The sequence below is a fragment of the Saccharothrix longispora genome, assembly GCF_031455225.1.
GTDB lineage: Bacteria > Actinomycetota > Actinomycetes > Mycobacteriales > Pseudonocardiaceae > Actinosynnema > Actinosynnema longispora.
In genome coordinates this window covers 6021911-6039230 of sequence record NZ_JAVDSG010000001.1, presented here as the reverse complement: position 1 = coordinate 6039230, position 17320 = coordinate 6021911, and the positions used below count along the sequence as shown (strand labels likewise).

The 17320-nt window shown below is 72.2% G+C and carries 18 protein-coding genes and 2 tRNA genes; 13 read left to right on the top strand and 7 right to left on the bottom strand.

The window, feature by feature from the left end:
* Positions 1–32: 32 nt before the first annotated feature.
* The 3 genes from J2S66_RS25395 to J2S66_RS25385 form a co-directional block, all read right to left on the bottom strand.
* On the bottom strand, positions 33–452 hold the full coding sequence (locus J2S66_RS25395) for a hypothetical protein (protein ID WP_310309818.1): 420 nt from the start codon (positions 450–452) through the stop codon (positions 33–35).
* 227 nt (positions 453–679) lie between these two features.
* Positions 680–2203 carry a serine/threonine-protein kinase gene (locus J2S66_RS25390; protein ID WP_310309817.1) on the bottom strand — a complete coding sequence of 508 codons (1524 nt, stop codon included), beginning with the start codon at positions 2201–2203 and terminating at the stop codon, positions 680–682.
* Positions 2204–2213: 10 nt separating this feature from the next.
* The gene (locus J2S66_RS25385) at positions 2214–2789 is read right to left on the bottom strand and encodes an HhH-GPD-type base excision DNA repair protein (protein WP_310309815.1); all 576 of its coding nucleotides are present in this window, start codon (positions 2787–2789) and stop codon (positions 2214–2216) included.
* 143 nt (positions 2790–2932) lie between these two features.
* Between J2S66_RS25385 and J2S66_RS25380 the strand changes: the two genes are divergently transcribed.
* Together J2S66_RS25380 and J2S66_RS25375 are read left to right on the top strand one after the other, a co-directional pair.
* Positions 2933–3196 (top strand): hypothetical protein, encoded by a 264-nt coding sequence (locus J2S66_RS25380; RefSeq protein ID WP_310309813.1) that lies wholly within the window; start codon positions 2933–2935, stop codon positions 3194–3196.
* Positions 3196–3957, top strand: a complete 762-nt coding sequence (locus J2S66_RS25375; RefSeq protein ID WP_310309812.1) for a hypothetical protein — start codon at positions 3196–3198, stop codon at positions 3955–3957. The genes J2S66_RS25380 and J2S66_RS25375 overlap by 1 nt, the downstream gene beginning before the upstream one ends.
* A 592-nt stretch (positions 3958–4549) precedes the next feature.
* Here the strand turns inward: J2S66_RS25375 and J2S66_RS25370 are convergent.
* Both J2S66_RS25370 and J2S66_RS25365 read right to left on the bottom strand, forming a co-directional pair.
* Positions 4550–5725, bottom strand: coding sequence for an LLM class flavin-dependent oxidoreductase (locus J2S66_RS25370; protein ID WP_310309811.1), 1176 nt, complete (start codon positions 5723–5725; stop codon positions 4550–4552).
* A gap of 102 nt (positions 5726–5827) precedes the next feature.
* Positions 5828–6940 (bottom strand): J domain-containing protein, encoded by a 1113-nt coding sequence (locus tag J2S66_RS25365; RefSeq protein WP_310309809.1) that lies wholly within the window; start codon positions 6938–6940, stop codon positions 5828–5830.
* 59 nt (positions 6941–6999) lie between these two features.
* Between J2S66_RS25365 and J2S66_RS25360 the strand changes: the two genes are divergently transcribed.
* The 3 genes from J2S66_RS25360 (at position 7000) to J2S66_RS25350 (ending at position 7508) form a co-directional block, all read left to right on the top strand.
* A tRNA-Arg gene (locus J2S66_RS25360) sits at positions 7000–7071 on the top strand.
* Positions 7072–7145 (top strand) — tRNA-Pro (locus J2S66_RS25355).
* 105 nt (positions 7146–7250) lie between these two features.
* Positions 7251–7508: a metallothionein gene (locus tag J2S66_RS25350; protein ID WP_310309808.1), complete on the top strand. Its 258-nt coding sequence runs from the start codon at positions 7251–7253 to the stop codon at positions 7506–7508.
* A 25-nt stretch (positions 7509–7533) separates the two neighbouring features.
* On the opposite strand, the gene J2S66_RS25345 is transcribed toward J2S66_RS25350, so the two are convergent.
* Both J2S66_RS25345 and J2S66_RS25340 read right to left on the bottom strand, forming a co-directional pair.
* Positions 7534–8013, bottom strand: a complete 480-nt coding sequence (locus J2S66_RS25345; protein WP_310309806.1) for a hypothetical protein — start codon at positions 8011–8013, stop codon at positions 7534–7536.
* Positions 8014–8221: 208 nt separating this feature from the next.
* Positions 8222–9028, bottom strand: coding sequence for a metal-dependent hydrolase (locus J2S66_RS25340; protein WP_310309805.1), 807 nt, complete (start codon positions 9026–9028; stop codon positions 8222–8224).
* 269 nt (positions 9029–9297) lie between these two features.
* Here J2S66_RS25340 and J2S66_RS25335 point away from each other — a divergent pair, with 269 nt between their 5' ends.
* The 8 genes from J2S66_RS25335 to J2S66_RS25300 all read left to right on the top strand — a co-directional run bounded on the left by J2S66_RS25335 (position 9298) and on the right by J2S66_RS25300 (position 17314).
* Positions 9298–10518: an NADP-dependent isocitrate dehydrogenase gene (locus J2S66_RS25335; RefSeq protein WP_310309804.1), complete on the top strand. Its 1221-nt coding sequence runs from the start codon at positions 9298–9300 to the stop codon at positions 10516–10518.
* Between the two features lie 178 nt (positions 10519–10696).
* A complete protein-coding gene (locus J2S66_RS25330) occupies positions 10697–11011 on the top strand; it encodes an SH3 domain-containing protein (RefSeq protein ID WP_310309803.1) in 315 nt (104 codons plus the stop codon).
* A gap of 16 nt (positions 11012–11027) precedes the next feature.
* On the top strand, positions 11028–11246 hold the full coding sequence (locus J2S66_RS25325; RefSeq protein WP_310309802.1) for a hypothetical protein: 219 nt from the start codon (positions 11028–11030) through the stop codon (positions 11244–11246).
* A 9-nt stretch (positions 11247–11255) separates the two neighbouring features.
* Positions 11256–12050 carry an exodeoxyribonuclease III gene (locus J2S66_RS25320; protein WP_310309801.1) on the top strand — a complete coding sequence of 265 codons (795 nt, stop codon included), beginning with the start codon at positions 11256–11258 and terminating at the stop codon, positions 12048–12050.
* 35 nt (positions 12051–12085) lie between these two features.
* The gene (locus J2S66_RS25315; RefSeq protein WP_310309800.1) at positions 12086–12394 is read left to right on the top strand and encodes a nucleotidyltransferase family protein; all 309 of its coding nucleotides are present in this window, start codon (positions 12086–12088) and stop codon (positions 12392–12394) included.
* Positions 12395–12554: 160 nt separating this feature from the next.
* Positions 12555–14243 carry a TIGR03767 family metallophosphoesterase gene (locus tag J2S66_RS25310; protein WP_310309798.1) on the top strand — a complete coding sequence of 563 codons (1689 nt, stop codon included), beginning with the start codon at positions 12555–12557 and terminating at the stop codon, positions 14241–14243.
* A gap of 91 nt (positions 14244–14334) precedes the next feature.
* On the top strand, positions 14335–16887 hold the full coding sequence (locus tag J2S66_RS25305; RefSeq protein WP_310309797.1) for a bifunctional FO biosynthesis protein CofGH: 2553 nt from the start codon (positions 14335–14337) through the stop codon (positions 16885–16887).
* A gap of 163 nt (positions 16888–17050) precedes the next feature.
* A complete protein-coding gene (locus J2S66_RS25300; RefSeq protein ID WP_310309796.1) occupies positions 17051–17314 on the top strand; it encodes a hypothetical protein in 264 nt (87 codons plus the stop codon).
* Positions 17315–17320: the final 6 nt, after the last annotated feature.

Below are 17320 nucleotides of genomic sequence, written 5' to 3'. Positions count from 1 at the left end.
GGCAACCGGTTTTCCGGCGCGGGCGGAACCGGTTACGCGCCGCGCACCCAGTCCTCGGCACGGGCACGCAGGTCGGTGTCGCGGATGTGGCCGACCACCGGTTCGAGGGCGCGGGCCGCGAGCCGGCGCTGCCGGTCCGGGATGTCCTGCTCGGCCATGACCTCCTCGGCCAGCGCGTCCGGGTCGGCGGCCCACGGTCCCAGGCTGCGGATGAGCCGGGCGCGCAGCGCGAACCGGTCGACCACCGCCCGGGCCCGGCGCACGCCGCTGCGCTCGCCGCCGTGCGAGGCCGCGAGGGCGACCGCCGCCCAGGCCAACCGGTTGGCGCTCGGTCGCCCGTCGTCGTACACGCGGCCCTGCGCGGTGACGCGCACCCATTCCCAGTCGTTCGCGTCGCCCACCGTCGTCCCGTCCGCGTCATCCGCGTTGTCCGTGTTGTCCGCGCCGGTCACCTCCCGACCGCCGGGACACCGTCCAGCAGGTCGGGGCAGAGCGCGTCGAGGTCGAGCACCCCGCACGACAGACCCTCGGCGTGCTCCGCCGGGGCCCGCGCGCACTACGATACTGATCGAAGTTGGCGGATGCCGTGGTGCGGTCGCCGTCCGGCCCGGCTGCCACGCGTCGACGCACCGCCCGTCGTCGGCCTGGCGCTGCCGGTGTTCGCGGCCTGGACCCGGTCCTACTCGGAGCCGAAAGCGCTGGTCGCCGTCTCGCCGCCTTCCGCCGGGCTCGCCAGGCAGTGGAAGTAGGACTCCTCGCCGTCCGTGAACCCGACCGCGGTGAACTGCCAGCCGGACGTGTCCACGTTGGGGCGCGTGTTGGCCTTCATCACCTCGGCCGTGCAGACCTCGGCGATCTGCGGCTGCCTGGCCAGCTCGTCGGAGTCCAGGTCCGGGACGGGGCCGTTCAGCCAGCCGCCGGCGAACGCCTCCCAGTAGTGCTCCTCCGAGCAGTTGCCGACCCGCCGGGCCGACGCCGGCTGCCCGCCGATCGACACGATGCCGCGGTAGCAGGTGGGCTCGGCGACGCAGTACCCCGTCTCGCACTCCGCCAGCTGCGGCGGGGGCAGGCGCTTGCCCTCCGACGGGTTCGTGGTGCCCGTCCCGCTCGCGCCGGGCGAGGTGCGGTCCGACTCCCGTGCCGCCCACCACCACGTGCCGAGCGCGACGGCCGTGGCCAGCACCGCGACCCCGATGACCAGCGGCCACGGCTTGCGCGTGGGTCGCGGCTGGAACTGCGGGGGCTGGTAGGGCTGCGGTGGCTCGGCGGGCCGGAAGTGCGGCGGCCCGGAGTGCGGTGGTCCGGAGTGCGGCGGCTGGAACGGCTGCCGCGGCACCCCTGGCGGGGGCGTCACCGGCGGAGGCGTCGCAGGGGACTGCTGCGGTGTCCAGGTCGCCGGGACCCCGGCGCCCGCCTCCAGCTCCCGGCGCAGCTGGGCCGCGCTGGGCGTCCGGTAGGCGATGTCGTGCTCCAGGGCGCGCACGAGCGCGTCGTGCAGGTCCTGGGGCACGCCCGGTACGTGCGGCACCGGTGACCGCAGCACCTCGCCCAGGTGGTCGAACGACTCGATGGGCCACGGCACGGGGCGCGGCGGCTTGCCCGCGAGCAGGTCGTACAGGGTCGCGGCCAGCGAGTACACGTCGGCGGCGGGCGTCGGGTGGGCCATCGCGAACGCCTCGGGCGGCGCGTAGCTGGGGCTCAGCGAGTCCCGGGTGACGGTGCTGGACCCCTCGGCGTCGAGCAGGGCCGCGAGACCGAAGTCGGCGAGCTTCGCCGTGCCGTACCGGTCGAGCAGGATGTTGCCGGGCTTGATGTCGCGGTGCAGCACGCCCTCCGCGTGCGCGGCGGCCAGCGCGTCCGCGAGCTGCACCCCGAGCTGCCGCACCCGGTCCGCGGGCAACGGCCCGTCCCGGCGGATCAGATCGGCCAGCGACCCGCCCGAGCACAGCTCCATGACCAGGTAGGGCGTGCCCTGGGGGGTGAAGTTCGCGTCGTGCACGCCCACCACGTGCGGGTGACCGGACAACCGGGCCGCCGCGTGCGCCTCCCGCAGGAACCGCCGCCGGTCCCGCTCGGTCTGGAGCACCCGGTTGTCGATCTTCACCGCGACCTCGCGGTTCAGCTGGACCTGGCGGGCGCGGTACACGGTGGCGAACCCGCCCTGACCCAACGGGGTGAGGTCGGTGAGTCCCGGCAGCTGCACGCCGGCGACTCTAACCGTTCTTCGCCGACGCCTTCGCGGCCTTCTTGAAGTCCCGGACCTCCCGCAACGACGCCGAGTCCACGACGTCCGCGACGCTGCGGCGCGACCCTTCCTCCCCGTAGGCCCCGGCAGCCTCCCGCCACCCCTCGGGCGTCACGTCGAACTGCTTGCCCAGCAGGGCGAGGAAGATCTTCGCCTTCTGCTCGCCGAACCCCGGCAGCCCCTTGAGCCGGTGCAACACCTCCGCGCCGTCCGGCTCGCCACGCGTCCAGATCAGCTCGGCCTGCCCGTCGTAGTTCTCGACGAGGTGCCGCGCGAGCACCTGAAGCCGCTTGGCCATGGCGCCGGGGAACCGGTGGATGGCGGGCTTCCGGGCGACGATGGCGGCGAACTCGTCGGGGTCCGCCTCGGCGACCCGGTGCACGCTGAGGCCACCCATCCGGTCGGCCAGGTCCTTCGGCCCCCGGAACGCCTTCTCCAGGGTGATCTGCTGGTCCAGCAACATGCCGAAGAGCAGGGCCGACGGGTTGGTGGACAGCAGTTCGTCGGCGTCCGGGTCCTGGGCCAGACACAGCTTCGGGCTCATGCGCGGAAGGATGCCACGTCGGTCACGAGGCGCTGGATGATGCTGTCGTGTCGGAAGCGACTGCGCGTGCCCTCGGGCGTTCGAGCCCTTCCCGATTGACGAATGTTGGTACCCGAGTAACCTTGGGTACTTGGAGGTGCTTCATGGCTGCCCAGTCCGCTCCGGTCAAGGTTGATCAAGAGACGCACGCCCTGATCGCTCATGCCGCCACCGCGCTGCACATGTCGCAGAAGGATCTTCTCTCTGCGGCGGTTCGCGAGTACCTGCGTAGTCGTCGGGAGGAGATCAACGCAGCCCTGCGCCGCACGATGCAGATGATCGACGGCACGGAAGCCAGTCAGGTGGCCGTCCTGACAGGCATGTCCCGTGAGCGCCTCGATGAACTGGGTGGAGTCCGAGAAAGCTGATGACCGTTCGTCCCACCCTGCGGTGCCTGCGCGACGATCTGGGGATCGCACTGCCGCCGATTGATGATCCGCTGGATGAGATCGACCACCCGCTGATCAGGAAAGCCAACGACCAGTTCGCCGTGCCGGCGGGACCTCGTGAGCGCATCCGGTCCGTGGACGACGTGGTCATGTTCAAGGTCAAGGTGCAACGGTGGCGAGGAGCCGTTGTCGAAACGGGGGAGCCGAGTTGGCTCCTGCTGGCCGGGGTGAGGGAAGACGGTAGTCGGGATGATTTTTACGAAGCGCTCGCCACTGCGGCGGTAGCAGCACGTACGCGGTACAACGCCGAGCACAGCCCACCGTTGAAATCGCAGACGTTCTGTGAGCAGTGGCTTCCCGTGGGGGAAGACCACGACCGGTATCGGGCCGAAGCGGGTGTCCGCATCCTGCGCGTGCTGCGGGACACGGTGCGCCGACTGGTGTGTGCTTCCCTGCTGGACGGACACGAGCACGCCGGTGAAGTCGCGGGTGCGGAGCTTGGTGTGCTTATCCAGGGCTCGGAGGAGCGCGGCACGTATGTAGCGCTGCGAATCACCGGTTCGGTGCCGGATGACATGGTGGCCGTGGTCCTGAGCCTCGTGCCCGGTTGTGACCGGGATGGCTGGTATCCCGAGTTCGCCATGCCGGGTCGGCCGCTTCGGCCTGGTGAGCAGGCGTATTCCAACCTCATGGATCCCGCCGAGGCGGCGCGGCTTCTCGAAGGGCGCGAGGCCGGCTAGTGGTCGCGCATCAGACGGTGCGCTGGTCCGGCAGCATGCCGGAGAGCGGGCCAACAGGTCGGTGGACAGCAGTTCGTCGTCCGGCTCCTGGGCCAGGCGCAGTTGGGGCGCGTGTGCGGAAGGACGCACACGGTCTGTGACTCCGAGGCAGAGGTGCCGTCGTGGTCAACACCTTGACGTGATGGGGCGATGCATCTCGCATCCGTCACGACGGCCGGCGCGTTGCGCTGGTCGAACTTGCGCTCGGTTGCCCTGTGTTCAATATCGACGCGTGTTCAGGAAAAATGAACACGGTGAAATTTTGAACGAGCGCACCCCGTCGGGCGAGCTGCGGAGTGGCTGCGCCGGCGTGGTGTCGAGGTCGACGTGCGGCCGGTCGAGCACGTCCTGGCCGAAGGGGTCGGTGTGGTGACCCGCCTCAGCCGGGCGTCGGGCGCGACCCGGAGATGCGCCGTCGTGGTCAAGCGGGCCGTGCCGCCCGAACTCGCGACCGCTCTTCACCCGCACGCGTCAGTCCCCCTCCTGCTCGTCGGTCGGGAACAGAGGTGCCCAGCCGTCCCGGACCCGTCGCCGGCTACCGCCCCGCGCGCCGTCAGGCGAACTCCGGGATCAGGTCGCCGATCAGGCGGAGGCTCGTCAGCACGTCCTCGTGCTTGATGCCGCCCACCTGGTGGAAGGTCATCAGGCGGTCGATGCCCAGGTCCGCGTAGGTGCGCATCTTCCTGCGGCACGTTTCCGGGCTTCCGACGATCAGCGAGTCCTGTTCGTTGAGCGCCTCGAAGATCTCCCCGTCGGGCACGTCGTCGCCCTCCAGGACCCGGGCGATGACCTGCTGGGCCGTGGTCGGCCCGGTGGTCGTCGCGGCTTCCGCCCGGAGGAAGTCGCCGGTCAGGCCGCCGCCGTCGGGGGCGTCCAGCAGTTCCTGCTGGTGGCGGACGGTGGCGGCGAAGGCGTCGCCGGCCTCGAAGAAGGTGAGGGCCTTGACCGTGTACCAGGCCGCCGCGGCGACGGCGCCGTTGCGGACCGCCTGCTCGTCGGTCTCGGCGCAGTGCACGAACGTGAAGAAGGCGACCTGGTCGTTGACCCGCGCGCCCACCGGGTCGGTGCACGCCGCGGCGGCGTCGCGGTAGAGGGCGATCATGCGCCGGACGCGTTCGGCGGACTCCCAGATGGTGGTGCCGAGGACGCCGACGCCCCGGCGTCCCGCCTCCTCGAACGACGCGGGGCTCGCGGCGGCCTGCCACAGCGGCGGGTGGGGGCGTTGCAGGGGTTTCGGCACGATGGGCACGTCGCGGATCTCGAAGTCCTCGCTGGAGTGCGAGAAGCGCTCCGACGTCCACATCCGCGGGATCATCTCGAACGCCTGCTGCGTCTGCCGCCGCACGTCCGCCGGGTCGATGCCGAACAGCCGCCACTCCGGCCCGGTGGAGCGGGTGAGGCCGAGTTCCACGCGCCCGCCGCTGAGGTGGTCGAGCACCGCGGCCCGCTCGGCGATCCGGATGGGGTGGTTGAAGTTGGCCGGGGCGAGGACGGCCGAGTGCCCCAGGCGGATGCGGGACGTCTGCTGGGAGATCGCGGCCAGCAGCAGCTCCGGCGCGGACGACAGGCTGAACTCCTCGGCGCCGTGGTGCTCGACCTGCCACCAGCAGCCGTAGCCGAGGGAGTCGGCGAGCCTGGCCTGCTCCAGCGCCTCGGCGATCCGCGCGCCCTCGTGGCCCTCCTGCCAGGGGCGGGGGTCCTGGATCTCGTTGAAGACGTCGACCTGCATCAGGCTCCGCTCCCGGCGACGGTGGTGGGCACCGGGAACGTAGCCCGTCGCGTGCCCGGTCTGCGTGCGCCGAACGGTTGACCGGTCAGGCCGGAAGGGTGATCACCGGGCGCGCGACACCGGCACGACCTGGCGCAGGAGGAGGTCCAGGGCCTCCCGGTCCACGGTGGCCGGGTCCTCGGCCAGCCAGTCGCCCACCTGCTCGACGAACTGGGCGGGCGTCATCGGCGGCACGACGGCGTCCGACGGGTCCTCCGCCGTCACGGCACCCGCGCGGCTCGGGTACACCACCAGGGCGCACCGGATGTCGAGCCACGGCATGAGCTTGCGGTACACGGCCAGGCTCCTGGGGAGCCTGGTGCCCCCGCCGCGGAACGGGTGGCCGTTGCGCCACACCACGCCGTCGTCCTCGACCTCGTAGTGGCCGGGCAGCCAGGACTTCGACTCGATCAGCACGAGCCGCCGCCCGCACAGCACGGCGTGGTCGACGTCGGCGAACACCGAGCCCGGCCAGGCCAGGCCGTGGAAGACGCGCACGCCCGGCAGGCGGGTCAGGTAGCGGCTGAGCAGGTCGGCGGTCAGGTGTTCGGCGACCCGGTCGTCCGTGGTGCCGTGGACGACCTCGCGGTCCGTCCCGCGGGCGAACGCCCGGTCCTCGCGCGCGGCTCGCAGGTAGCGCCGCACCAGGCGGAACGCCGCCGCCGCTGCCGCCGCGACGACCAGCAGCCACACGCCCAGCGCCAGCGGCGAGAAGTCGACCGCGAAGACCGGCAGCAGGAGGAAGAACCAGCCGCAGACGGCGGCCAGCGCCGGCGCGTGGCCCGGGCCGGAGGCCGGCACGTACCGGACGCGCTGGCCGACGTCGACCAGGTGCCACCACGGGACGCCGCCGAGGTCGACCGAGGGCTTCGGGGGTACGAAGTCGGGATCGTCGCCGAGGTTGCGGGGCCGGCCGGTGCGGGCGGACCGCGGTGGCCGGGTCGGCGAGGACGGCCGCGAGCCCGGTCGGGTGTGCGTCCAGCCCCGGTCGTAGTCACGCCGGCGCACGGGATCACGCAGCGTGTCATATGCCTCCTGGAGCATCCGGAACGTCCCGGAGGACCCACCCGCGTCGGGGTGCATGACCTTCGCCAGGGAGCGGTATGCGGACTTGATCTCCGCCTCGGACGCGTCGCGACCGACCCCGAGGAGTTCGTAGTAGTCGACCCCGCGCACGCGGCAGACCTTAGCGGCACTGTCTTCGGGGGTGTGGGAATGGTTAGGGTTGTTCCCAGGAGCCTGGTAGCGCAGTGGTTGTCGCGCCCCCTGCGCGGGGGAGGACGTCGGTTCGAATCCGGCCCGGCTCGGGACCATGTAGCGCAGTGGTTGACGCGCCCTCCCCCTGGGAGGGAGGACGCCGGTTCGAGTCCGGCCTGGTCCGCTCATCCCCCGGCGGTGGCGGTTCGTCCCACCAACGGGTGTACGTGCTGGTCACCGACCCGGAGGTCGAGTTGCCGGGTGGTCACGACCGGCGCAGGCTGCGCCCATGGCGATTTGCGACGTGTGCGGCAACGACTACTGGATGACCTTCGAGGTGCGCACGGTGGGCGGCGGCGTGCACACCTTCGACAGCTTCGAGTGCGCGGCCCAGCGCCTCGCGCCGCGCTGCGAGCACTGCGAGACCCGCATCCTCGGCCACGGCGTCGAGGTCGAGGGCCGGTTCTTCTGCTGCGCCCACTGCGCGCGCAACGCCGCCGAGCTGGGCTCCGAGATCAGGGACGCGGTGGGCGCCCACCCCGGTTAGACCCGGGCCGGGATCCGGACCCGGGCTAGGACGCGTGCAGGACCAGGCGGCCGTTGACGAACGACGGCCGGAGTTCGCCGCGCGCGTCGACGCTCTTGGTGCCGTGCGGCAGGACCTCCTCGATCGCGCTGAACGCGATGATGTCCGAGACGCCGTAGCGACCGCGCAGCGTGCGCTGGCCGGGGAACCGCAGGGCCCGCCCCTCCTTCCGGTCGCGGTGGGCGAGGGCGGCCCGCAGCGCGCCGCGCGTCAGCTCCTCGGGACCCGCCAGGCGCTGGAGCCTGCCGTTGTGCACGGCGACGCCGTAACCGCGCTCGATCAGCGTCGACACGGTGTTCTCCGACGGCTCGTCGGTCAACCGGAACGACATGGCGTGGCGCTCCTCGACGAGGTGCACGCAGACGACCTGCGCGTGGAACAGCAGCGTCTCGTACAGCGAGACGGCGGTGGAGTCCGCGGTGGCCGGGTCGTCGTGACCGGCGTTCAGGCCGAGCCAGGTCGTCATCCGGCAACTCCGACAACGTTGTCGTGCGTGGGGTGGGGCACGAGTCCTCCTGGGCGCGATCGGCGCGGTGCGGGGATTCGTGGAGGCTAGTCCGATCGGGTGATGAAGTGGTAGCCGCCGAATGGCCGTTATCCGAAATTCGAATGGGTGGCCCGATCCGAACGGGTAACGGGGTCGGACGGGTGACGGGGTCGGACGTGCGGCGGGGTCAGATGGGCAGGAGGTCGAAACCGCCGAGGAACGGCAGGGCGCCCGCCTGCTGGAGGGCGGCGGCGGACAGCCAGGCGCTCGCGGCCGTCACGATCGGACCGACGATCGCCATCTCGACCTTGCCGCCGGTCTTCATCCGCATGATCTTGGGCGGGGCGACCGGGAACCACGTCTTGCCCGCGAGCGGGATCGGCCACAGGATCGGGCAGCCCTGCTCGGTGATCGCGTCGCCGAGGTAGTGGGCCACGCAGCCGATGCCCACGGCCGCCCCGCACGCCGCCGCGCTGGCCGGGGTCTGCGCCGTCCAGGCCACGCAGGCGACCGTGATGGCCGCCGAGACGCCCGTGATGAGCAGGGCGTCCTTCTGCGGGCACCAGTCGTTCATGATCCCGCGCACGGCCAGGCCCGCGAACACGAACATCAGCACGGGCAGCGCCCACTTCTGCGACTGCTGCACGACGGCCGTCGTGGCGATGGCGGCGACCAGCGCGAACACGAGGGTGTGCGTGAGCCCGCGGTGGCCGCCGTCGCGGTTGGAGTCCTTGCGGGTGCGGGTCGTGCGGTAGACGAACGAGCTGATCGTGTTGATCAGGGCCGACGCGCCCGCGCTGACCGGCCCGAACGTGCGCGAGATCGTCGACGACGGGTGGTCGAGGTCGGGCAGCAGGGCGGCGCCCGTGGCGAGCACCGCGCCGACCGCCCAGCTCTGCGGCGTGAGCTGGCCGATGGGGTGCTCCGGGGCCAGCGCGGTCACCGCCGCCCAGGCCAGCAGACCGCTCATGGCGTGGGTCGGACCCGTCGACAACGCTGCCCCCTTGATCACTCTTCCGGGTTCGAGGTTAGCGGTCGGGCTGCCCGTGCGGCGGCATTCGGCGAACGCGTGTTCGACCGGGCACCCGATCGCGCCCCCACGGGCGGACCGGCGGCCGGGCTGGTTGTATTGGCCCGGACCACACGTGCCGCCCCGCCCGGCGGTGTGACGCCGTTCCCTTTTCGGCCCGGGGTGGACGCAAGCAACCCGACATAGCAGTACGCTTGTCTTGCTTGCATTGTCGCGAGAGGAGCGCCCTGAGTATGGGCAAGATCAAGGTTCAGGGGACCGTCGTCGAGCTCGATGGCGACGAGATGACCCGGATCATCTGGCAGTTCATCAAGGACAAGTTGATCCACCCGTACCTGGACGTCGACCTCGAGTACTACGACCTGGGGATCGAGCACCGGGACGCCACCGACGACCAGGTCACCATCGACTCGGCGCACGCCATCAAGAAGCACGGCGTCGGCGTCAAGTGCGCCACCATCACGCCCGACGAGGCGCGGGTGGAGGAGTTCGGCCTGAAGAAGATGTGGGTCTCGCCGAACGGCACGATCCGCAACATCCTCGGCGGCGTGGTGTTCCGCGAGCCGATCATCATCTCGAACATCCCGCGGCTGGTGCCGGGCTGGACCAAGCCGATCATCATCGGCCGCCACGCCCACGGCGACCAGTACAAGGCCACCAACTTCAAGGTGCCCGGCGCCGGTGAGCTGACGATCACCTTCACGCCCGAGGACGGCTCCGAGCCGATCAAGCACGTGGTCGCCAACTACGGTGCCGACGGCGGCGTGGCCATGGGCATGTACAACTTCAACAAGTCGATCGAGGACTTCGCGCGGGCGTCGTTCTCGTACGGCCTCCAGCGCAACTACCCGGTCTACATGTCGACCAAGAACACCATCCTCAAGGCGTACGACGGCGCCTTCAAGGACATCTTCCAGAAGGTGTTCGAGGAGGAGTTCAAGGGCCAGTTCGACGCCGCCGGCCTCACCTACGAGCACCGCCTGATCGACGACATGGTCGCCGCCGCGATGAAGTGGGAGGGCGGCTACGTCTGGGCGTGCAAGAACTACGACGGCGACGTGCAGTCCGACACGGTCGCGCAGGGCTTCGGCTCGCTCGGCCTGATGACGTCGGTGCTGATGACGCCGGACGGCCGGACCGTCGAGGCCGAGGCGGCGCACGGCACGGTGACCCGCCACTACCGCCAGCACCAGGCCGGCAAGCCGACCTCCACGAACCCGATCGCCTCGATCTACGCGTGGACCGGTGGCCTGAAGCACCGCGGCAAGCTGGACGGCACCCCCGAGGTCACCGGCTTCGCCGAGACGCTGGAGAAGGTCGTCGTCGGGACCGTCGAGAGCGGGAAGATGACGAAGGACCTGGCGCTGCTCGTCGGCCCGGAGCAGGAGTGGCAGACGACCGAGGACTTCCTCGCGACGCTGGACGAGAACCTGCAGAAGCGGATGGCCGGCTGAGCCCGCCCCCCTCTTCGGCGAAGGGCCCGATCGTGCTCCGGCGCGGTCGGGCCCTCCGTCATCGCGGGTGACCGCGTCACCCGGTCGGTTCGACGGTCGGGTGGATCGGGCGCGGTGGCGGTGTGGGGGCCGCCGTGCGCGCTATACCTGCACTTCGGGAGAGGTGCGGGGAGGCGTTGTGTTCGGGATTCCCACGCGGGGGCTCGTGGTGGTCGGGGTGCTGGCGACCGCCGGGGTCATGTACGTCGCCAACGGCGGGGAGAAGCTGGGCGCGGAGGGCGCCGGGACGGGCGGGTGCCGCGTCACGGTGGCCGCCGACGTGCTCAACGTGCGGTCCGGGCCGGCCGACACCCAGCCGATCGTGGCCACGCTCCCGCGCGGGGCGGTGGTCGACGCCGAGCCGAGGGTGGAGAACGGGTTCCGGCTGCTCGTCGACGGCAGGTGGGTGAAGGACGAGTTCGTGACGCCCGAGTCGGTCGGCGCCTGCGTCTGAGTGGTGTCATGGGCGCATGTTCTTCAGGTGGCGGTCGTTCCGCCGGGACGTGGTGACGTGCGCCTGCTCGCCGGAGTGGCCGGGGTTGCGGGCGTCGCTGGACGGGCACGAGCTGGCGGGCGTGCCGTCGCCGGGCGGCAGCAGCCCGCTGGTGCTGGTGCTGGGGCTGGAGGCGTCGTGCACGGGGTGCGGGGCGGCCTACCCGCACGGCTGGGCGACGGTCGGGCGCGGCTAGGCTGTTCGGGTGCTGACCGTCTCCACCGTCAACGTCAACGGGCTGCGCGCGGCCGTCAAGAAGGGCTACCTGGAGTGGCTCGCCGCGACGTCCGCGGACGTGGTGTGCCTCCAGGAGGTGCGCGCCGAGCCGGGGCAGCTGCCCGACGAGGTGCGCTCGCCCCCGGGGTGGCACGTGGCGCAGGCGCACTGCGAGCTCAAGGGCCGCAACGGCGTCGCGGTGCTGACGCGCGAGGAGCCCCGGGCCGTGCGGGTCGGGTTCGGCGCGGCGGAGTTCGAGAACTCGGGCCGGTACGTCGAGGTCGAGCTGGCGGACGTCGTGGTCGCGTCGCTGTACCTGCCCAGCGGTGACGTCGGCACGCCCCGGCAGGACGAGAAGGAGCGGTTCACCGCGGCGTTCCTGCCGTACCTGGTGGAGCTGCGCGACAAGGCGACGGCCGACGGGCGCGAGGTCCTGGTGTGCGGCGACTGGAACATCGCCCACCGGCCCGAGGACCTGAAGGCGTGGAAGACGAACCAGAAGTCGGCCGGGTTCCTGCCGGAGGAACGGGCCTGGATGGACCGGGTGTTCGGCGAGGCGCGGTACGTCGACGTGGTGCGGTCGCTGCACCCGGACGTGGCGGGGCCGTACACGTGGTGGTCGTACCGGGGGAAGGCGTTCGACAACGACTCCGGCTGGCGGATCGACTACCAGGTGGCGACGGAGGGGTTGGCGGCCCGGGCCGCGTCGGCGGTGGTGGAGCGGGCGGCGACGTACGCCGAGCGCTGGTCGGACCACGCGCCGGTCACGGTGGTGTACGGCTGACCGGTGACCCGGCGCGACCGTGAGGGGTGGCGTTCGTGCACGAGGTCATCGCGGCCAAGCGGTCCGAGGTCGAGGAGCTGTGCCGCGTGGTGGGCGTCCGCCGTCTCGACGTGTTCGGGTCCGCTGTCGGCGACTCGTTCGACGTGGTGTCCGGTGACGTGGACGTCCTCGTGGAGTTCGACGCCGGTCCGGGTTTCGACTACTTCGGCAGCTACTCCGCCCTCAAGGAAGGGCTGGAGCGGATCTTCGGCCGACCGGTCGGTGTCGTGAGCGCGGCCGGCATCCGCAACCCGCACCTCCGGCGGCGCGTGGTGGAAACCGGGGAACAGCTGTACGCGGCCTGACCCCCGCGCACCTCCCGGTGCGTCGCACGCCGTTCACGGAACCCGATCGGTCGACCGGACCTTCGGCTTCGCTCGTTCGTACGCACTTCACGCCGAGTTGGTGACCTCCTCACGAAATCGTGAGAAGTTTTCACGACAACCGGAACGTGGGGAGCGGTCGATGGGGATCAGCCGACGGCGGTTCTTGCAGGCGGGCGGGGTGGCCGGGGCTTCCCTGCTGTGGGGCGGGCCCGCGTGGGCCGCCACCACGGGCACCACCCTGGACGTGGCGGCGCGGGCCGTCGGACCGGCCGGGTACCGGCGGCTCCAGGCCGGACCCGGGTGGCCGGTCGTGGTGCGGTCCGACCTGGCCCCGCCGCAGGGCGGTCGGGCCGACCGGCGGGTGCCGCTCGCGTGCTTCGTGCAGTTCAGCGACATGCACGTGGTCGACGCGCAGAGCCCCGCCCGCTTCGAGTACACGCACCCGCTGCTGGGCGCGGGGGCCTTCCGGGCGCACGAGACGCTCGCGCAGCACACCTCGACGGCGCTGGTGCGCAAGGTCGCCGACATCCGCAACGGCCCGTTCAGCGGTCGCCCGATCGACTTCGTGATGACCACCGGCGACAACACCGACAACCACGAGCTGGTCGAGCTGGACTGGTTCCTGACCGTCCTCAACGGCGGCCGGATCACCGCCGACACCGGGGACCCCGGCCGGTACGAGGGCGTGCAGGACTCCGGCGTCGCCTCCTACTGGAACCCGCACCGCACCACCCCCGACGACTACAAGGCCAAGGGCTTCCCGGTGGTCCCCGGCCTGCTCGACGCCGCCCGCCGCCCGTTCGACAGCCCCGGCCTGCGCATCCCGTGGTACTCGACGTTCGGCAACCACGACGACAGCGTGGTCGGCTCGCTGCCCGACGGCATCCCGTTCATCGATGCCCTCTACACCGGCGACCGCAAGGTCTTCGGCTTCGACCCGGCGGCGGCCGACGTGATCGGGCGGGCGCTGCGCGACCCCGCCTACGTGCCGGACGCGCTGGCGCTGCTGGCGAGCGGTGCGGGGCTCGTGCGGACCGTCACGCCCGACCCCCGGCGCAGGCCGTTCAGCACCGGCGAGTTCGTGCGCGCCCACCTCGACCCGCGCAACACCGGGCCCGGGCCGGTCGGGCACGGGTTCACCCAGGACAACGCGGACGGCGTGGACGTCTTCTACACCTTCCGCATCGCGCCCGGCGTCACCGGCGTGAGCCTCGACACCACGACCGACGCCGGGTTCGCCGAAGGCTCGATCGGGCTGCACCAGTACCTGTGGCTGGAGAGGGTGCTCAAGCGGAACAGCTCGCGGTACTTCGACGCGTTCGGCTTCCAGCACCGCCAGGACGTGACGGACGAGCTGTTCGTGCTGTTCAGCCACCACACGAGCTGGACCATGACCAACGTCCTGCCGGACCGCCGCCGCCCGCTCGACCCCCGGTTGACCGGCGACGCGCTGGTGGACCTCCTCCAGCGCTTCCCGAACGTGGTGGCCTGGGTCAACGGCCACACGCACGAGAACCGGATCGTGCCCCACGGCACCGGCGACCGGGCGTTCTGGGAGATCAACACGGCCGCGCACGTCGACCACCCGCAGCACGCGCGGGTGGTCGAACTGGTCGACAACGCCGACGGCACGCTGTCGCTGTTCACCACGCTGGTCGAGGGCGATGCCCCCTACCAGGCGGGCTACGACGACTCGACCCCTGCGGGCCTCGCGTCGCTGGCCCGCGAGTTCGCGTTCAACGACCCGCACGCCGACCCGGCCGCCGTGGGCGCGGTGACCGACCGGAACACCGAGCTCGTCGTGGCGGGACGCGCGCCCGTGCGCTGAGCCCGGACGGGGCCGCCACGGCGGGGTGAGCCGGCGTGCCGGACGTCACTCCGGGCGTGATCAGGAATTTTCCGCCCCTAAGGTCGTTGTCGTGGCCGTGGACATCTCGATCACCCCGCCCGAACCGACGCCGAGCCCGTCGGCGATGCGACGCGCCCTGCGCCGCGCCGCCGACGGCGCCGTCCTCGACCTCACCGAGGCGGCGGTCCTCCTGCACGCCCGCGGCGGCGACCTGGACGCCCTGCTCGACGCCGCGGGCCGGGTGCGCGACGCCCACCTGCTCGCCGAGGGCCGCCCGGGCACCGTCACCTACAGCCGCAACGCGTTCATCCCGCTGACGCGGCTGTGCCGCGACAGGTGCCACTACTGCACGTTCGCCACCGCCCCGCACAAGCTGCCCGCCGCGTTCCTGGAGCGCGACGAGGTGCTGGACATCGCCCGCCGCGCGGCCGGGCAGGGGTGCAAGGAGGCCCTGTTCACGCTGGGCGACCGCCCCGAGGAGCGGTGGCCGCAGGCACGGGAGTGGCTGGAGGCGCGCGGGTACTCCTCGACGCTCGACTACGTGCGGGCGAGCGCCATCGCGGTGCTGGAGGAGACCGGCCTGCTGCCGCACCTCAACCCGGGCGTGCTGAGCTGGGAGGAGCTCCAGCGGCTGCGGCCGGTCGCGGCCAGCATGGGGATGATGCTGGAGACCACCGCCGAGCGGCTGTGGAGCGAGAAGGGCGGCCCGCACCACGGCAGCCCCGACAAGGAGCCCGCCGTGCGCCTGCGGGTGCTGACCGACGCGGGCCGGGTGAACGTGCCGTTCACCACGGGCGTCCTGATCGGCATCGGCGAGACGGTCACCGAGCGCGCCGAGTCGCTGCTGGCCATGCGCGCCGTCGCCCGCCAGTACGGGCACGTGCAGGAGGTGATCATCCAGAACTTCCGGGCCAAGCCGGACACCGCCATGCGCGGCATGCCCGACGCCGACCTGCACGAGCTGGCCGCCACGATCGCCGTGGCGCGGCTGGTCATGCCGTCGTCCACCAGCGTGCAGGCGCCCCCGAACCTGGTCGGCGGCGAGTTCGGGCTGATGCTGCGCGCCGGGATCGACGACTGGGGCGGCGTGTCCCCGGTGACGCCCGACCACGTGAACCCGGAGCGGCCCTGGCCGCAGGTGGACGCCCTGGCGGAACGCACCCGGGAGGCCGGGTTCGAGCTGCGCGAGCGGCTCGCCGTCTACCCGCGCTACGTGACCGCCGCGCCGGGCCAGTGGATCGACACCCGGCTGTCGGCGCACGTCGCGGCGCTGGCCCGGCCCGACGGCCTGGCCGACCCGGACGCGCCGGTCGTCGGCCGCGAGTGGCAGGAGCCCGACGGTGGGCTCGACACGTACGGCCGGGCCGACCTGAACACCGCCATCGACACCGAGGGCCGCACCGGCGACCGGCGCGGCGACTTCGACAGCGTCTACGGCGACTGGGCGTCCCTGACCGTGCCCGCGGCGGTCGAGCGGCTGCCCGAGGACGCGAAGCGGGCGCTGGACCTGGCCGGGAGCGACCCGGCGAGGCTGCTGGAGGACACCGCGGCGTCGATGGCCCTGCTCACCGCGGACGGCGACGCGCTGGAGACCATGACCCGGCTCGCCGACGAGCTGCGCGCCTCCGTGGTCGGCGACGACGTCACCTACGTGGTCAACCGCAACATCAACTTCTCCAACGTCTGCTACGTCGGCTGCCGGTTCTGCGCGTTCGCGCAGCGCGAGCGGGACGCCGACGCGTTCCGGCTGTCCGTGGACGAGGTGGCCCAGCGCGCGCGGGAGGCGTGGGACGAGGGCGCCACCGAGGTCTGCATGCAGGGCGGCATCGACCCGAAGCTGCCGGTCACCTACTACGCGGACGTCGTGCGGGCGATCAAGGCGCGGGTGCCCGGCATGCACGTCCACGCGTTCAGCCCGATGGAGGTCGTCAGCGCGGCGGCCAAGGCGGGCGTGAGCGTGCGCGAGTGGCTGACCGAGCTGCGCGACGCGGGCCTCGACACCATCCCCGGCACGGCCGCCGAGATCCTCGACGACGACGTGCGCTGGGTGCTCACCAAGGGCAAGCTGCCCGCCGCGACCTGGCTGGAGGTCGTCGGCACGGCGCACGAGCTGGGCATCCGCTCCTCGTCCACGATGATGTACGGCCACGTCGACCACCCCGGCCACTGGCTCGGGCACTTCCGGGCGCTGGCCGCGCTCCAGGACCGCACCGGCGGGCTCACCGAGTTCGTCGGCCTGCCGTTCGTGCACCGCAACGCACCCATCTACCTGGCCGGCGTCGCCCGCCCCGGACCGACCCGGCGGGACAACCGGGCGGTGCACGCGTTCGCCCGGCTCGCCCTGCACGGGCGGGTGGACAACGTCCAGTGCTCGTGGGTGAAGCTCGGCGACGAGGGCACGGCCGAGGTGCTGCGCGGCGGCGCCAACGACCTGGGCGGGACGCTCATGGAGGAGACCATCAGCCGGATGGCCGGCTCGGAGCACGGGTCGGCCCGCACGGCGCGGGAACTGGCGGCGACGGCGGCGCTGGCCGGCCGGCCGGCCCGGCAGCGGACCACCACGTACGGGCGCGTCGACGCCGTGCGCCGGGCGGGAAGCCCGGGGCTGCCGGGACACGTGTGACGGGGGTGGGGTTCCCGTGGGCGGCCGGCGGTGGTTAGTCTGCCGCCGGTCGCTTTACCCGAACCGAACACCCCAGCCCCACAGCGTCGGTAGGTTCGCGGCCGTCCGTCAACGATGTTCACCCTGTAGTGGTGCACGCGGTGTTGGTGAGGAGGCTGGGCACGTGCGCGGTCGCGTTGCGGTCCTGGGTCTGGTGCTGGGTGCGACGTCCTCCCTGGTCGTCGAGGGCGTCGCGGTGGCGGCGGACGGCGCGGTGCTCGCCGCCGGTCCGGTGGCCGTGAACGGCCCGGTCGGCATCGTCGCGGTGGCGTTCGGCGCGGTCGGCCTGGTGGCCGGCCTGGTGCGCCGTCGCCGGGCCGCGGTCGTGCGCGCGGCGACGCCGACGGCCCCGCAGGCCGAGGTGCGGCCCGCCACCACCGGGGTCTGATCCGCC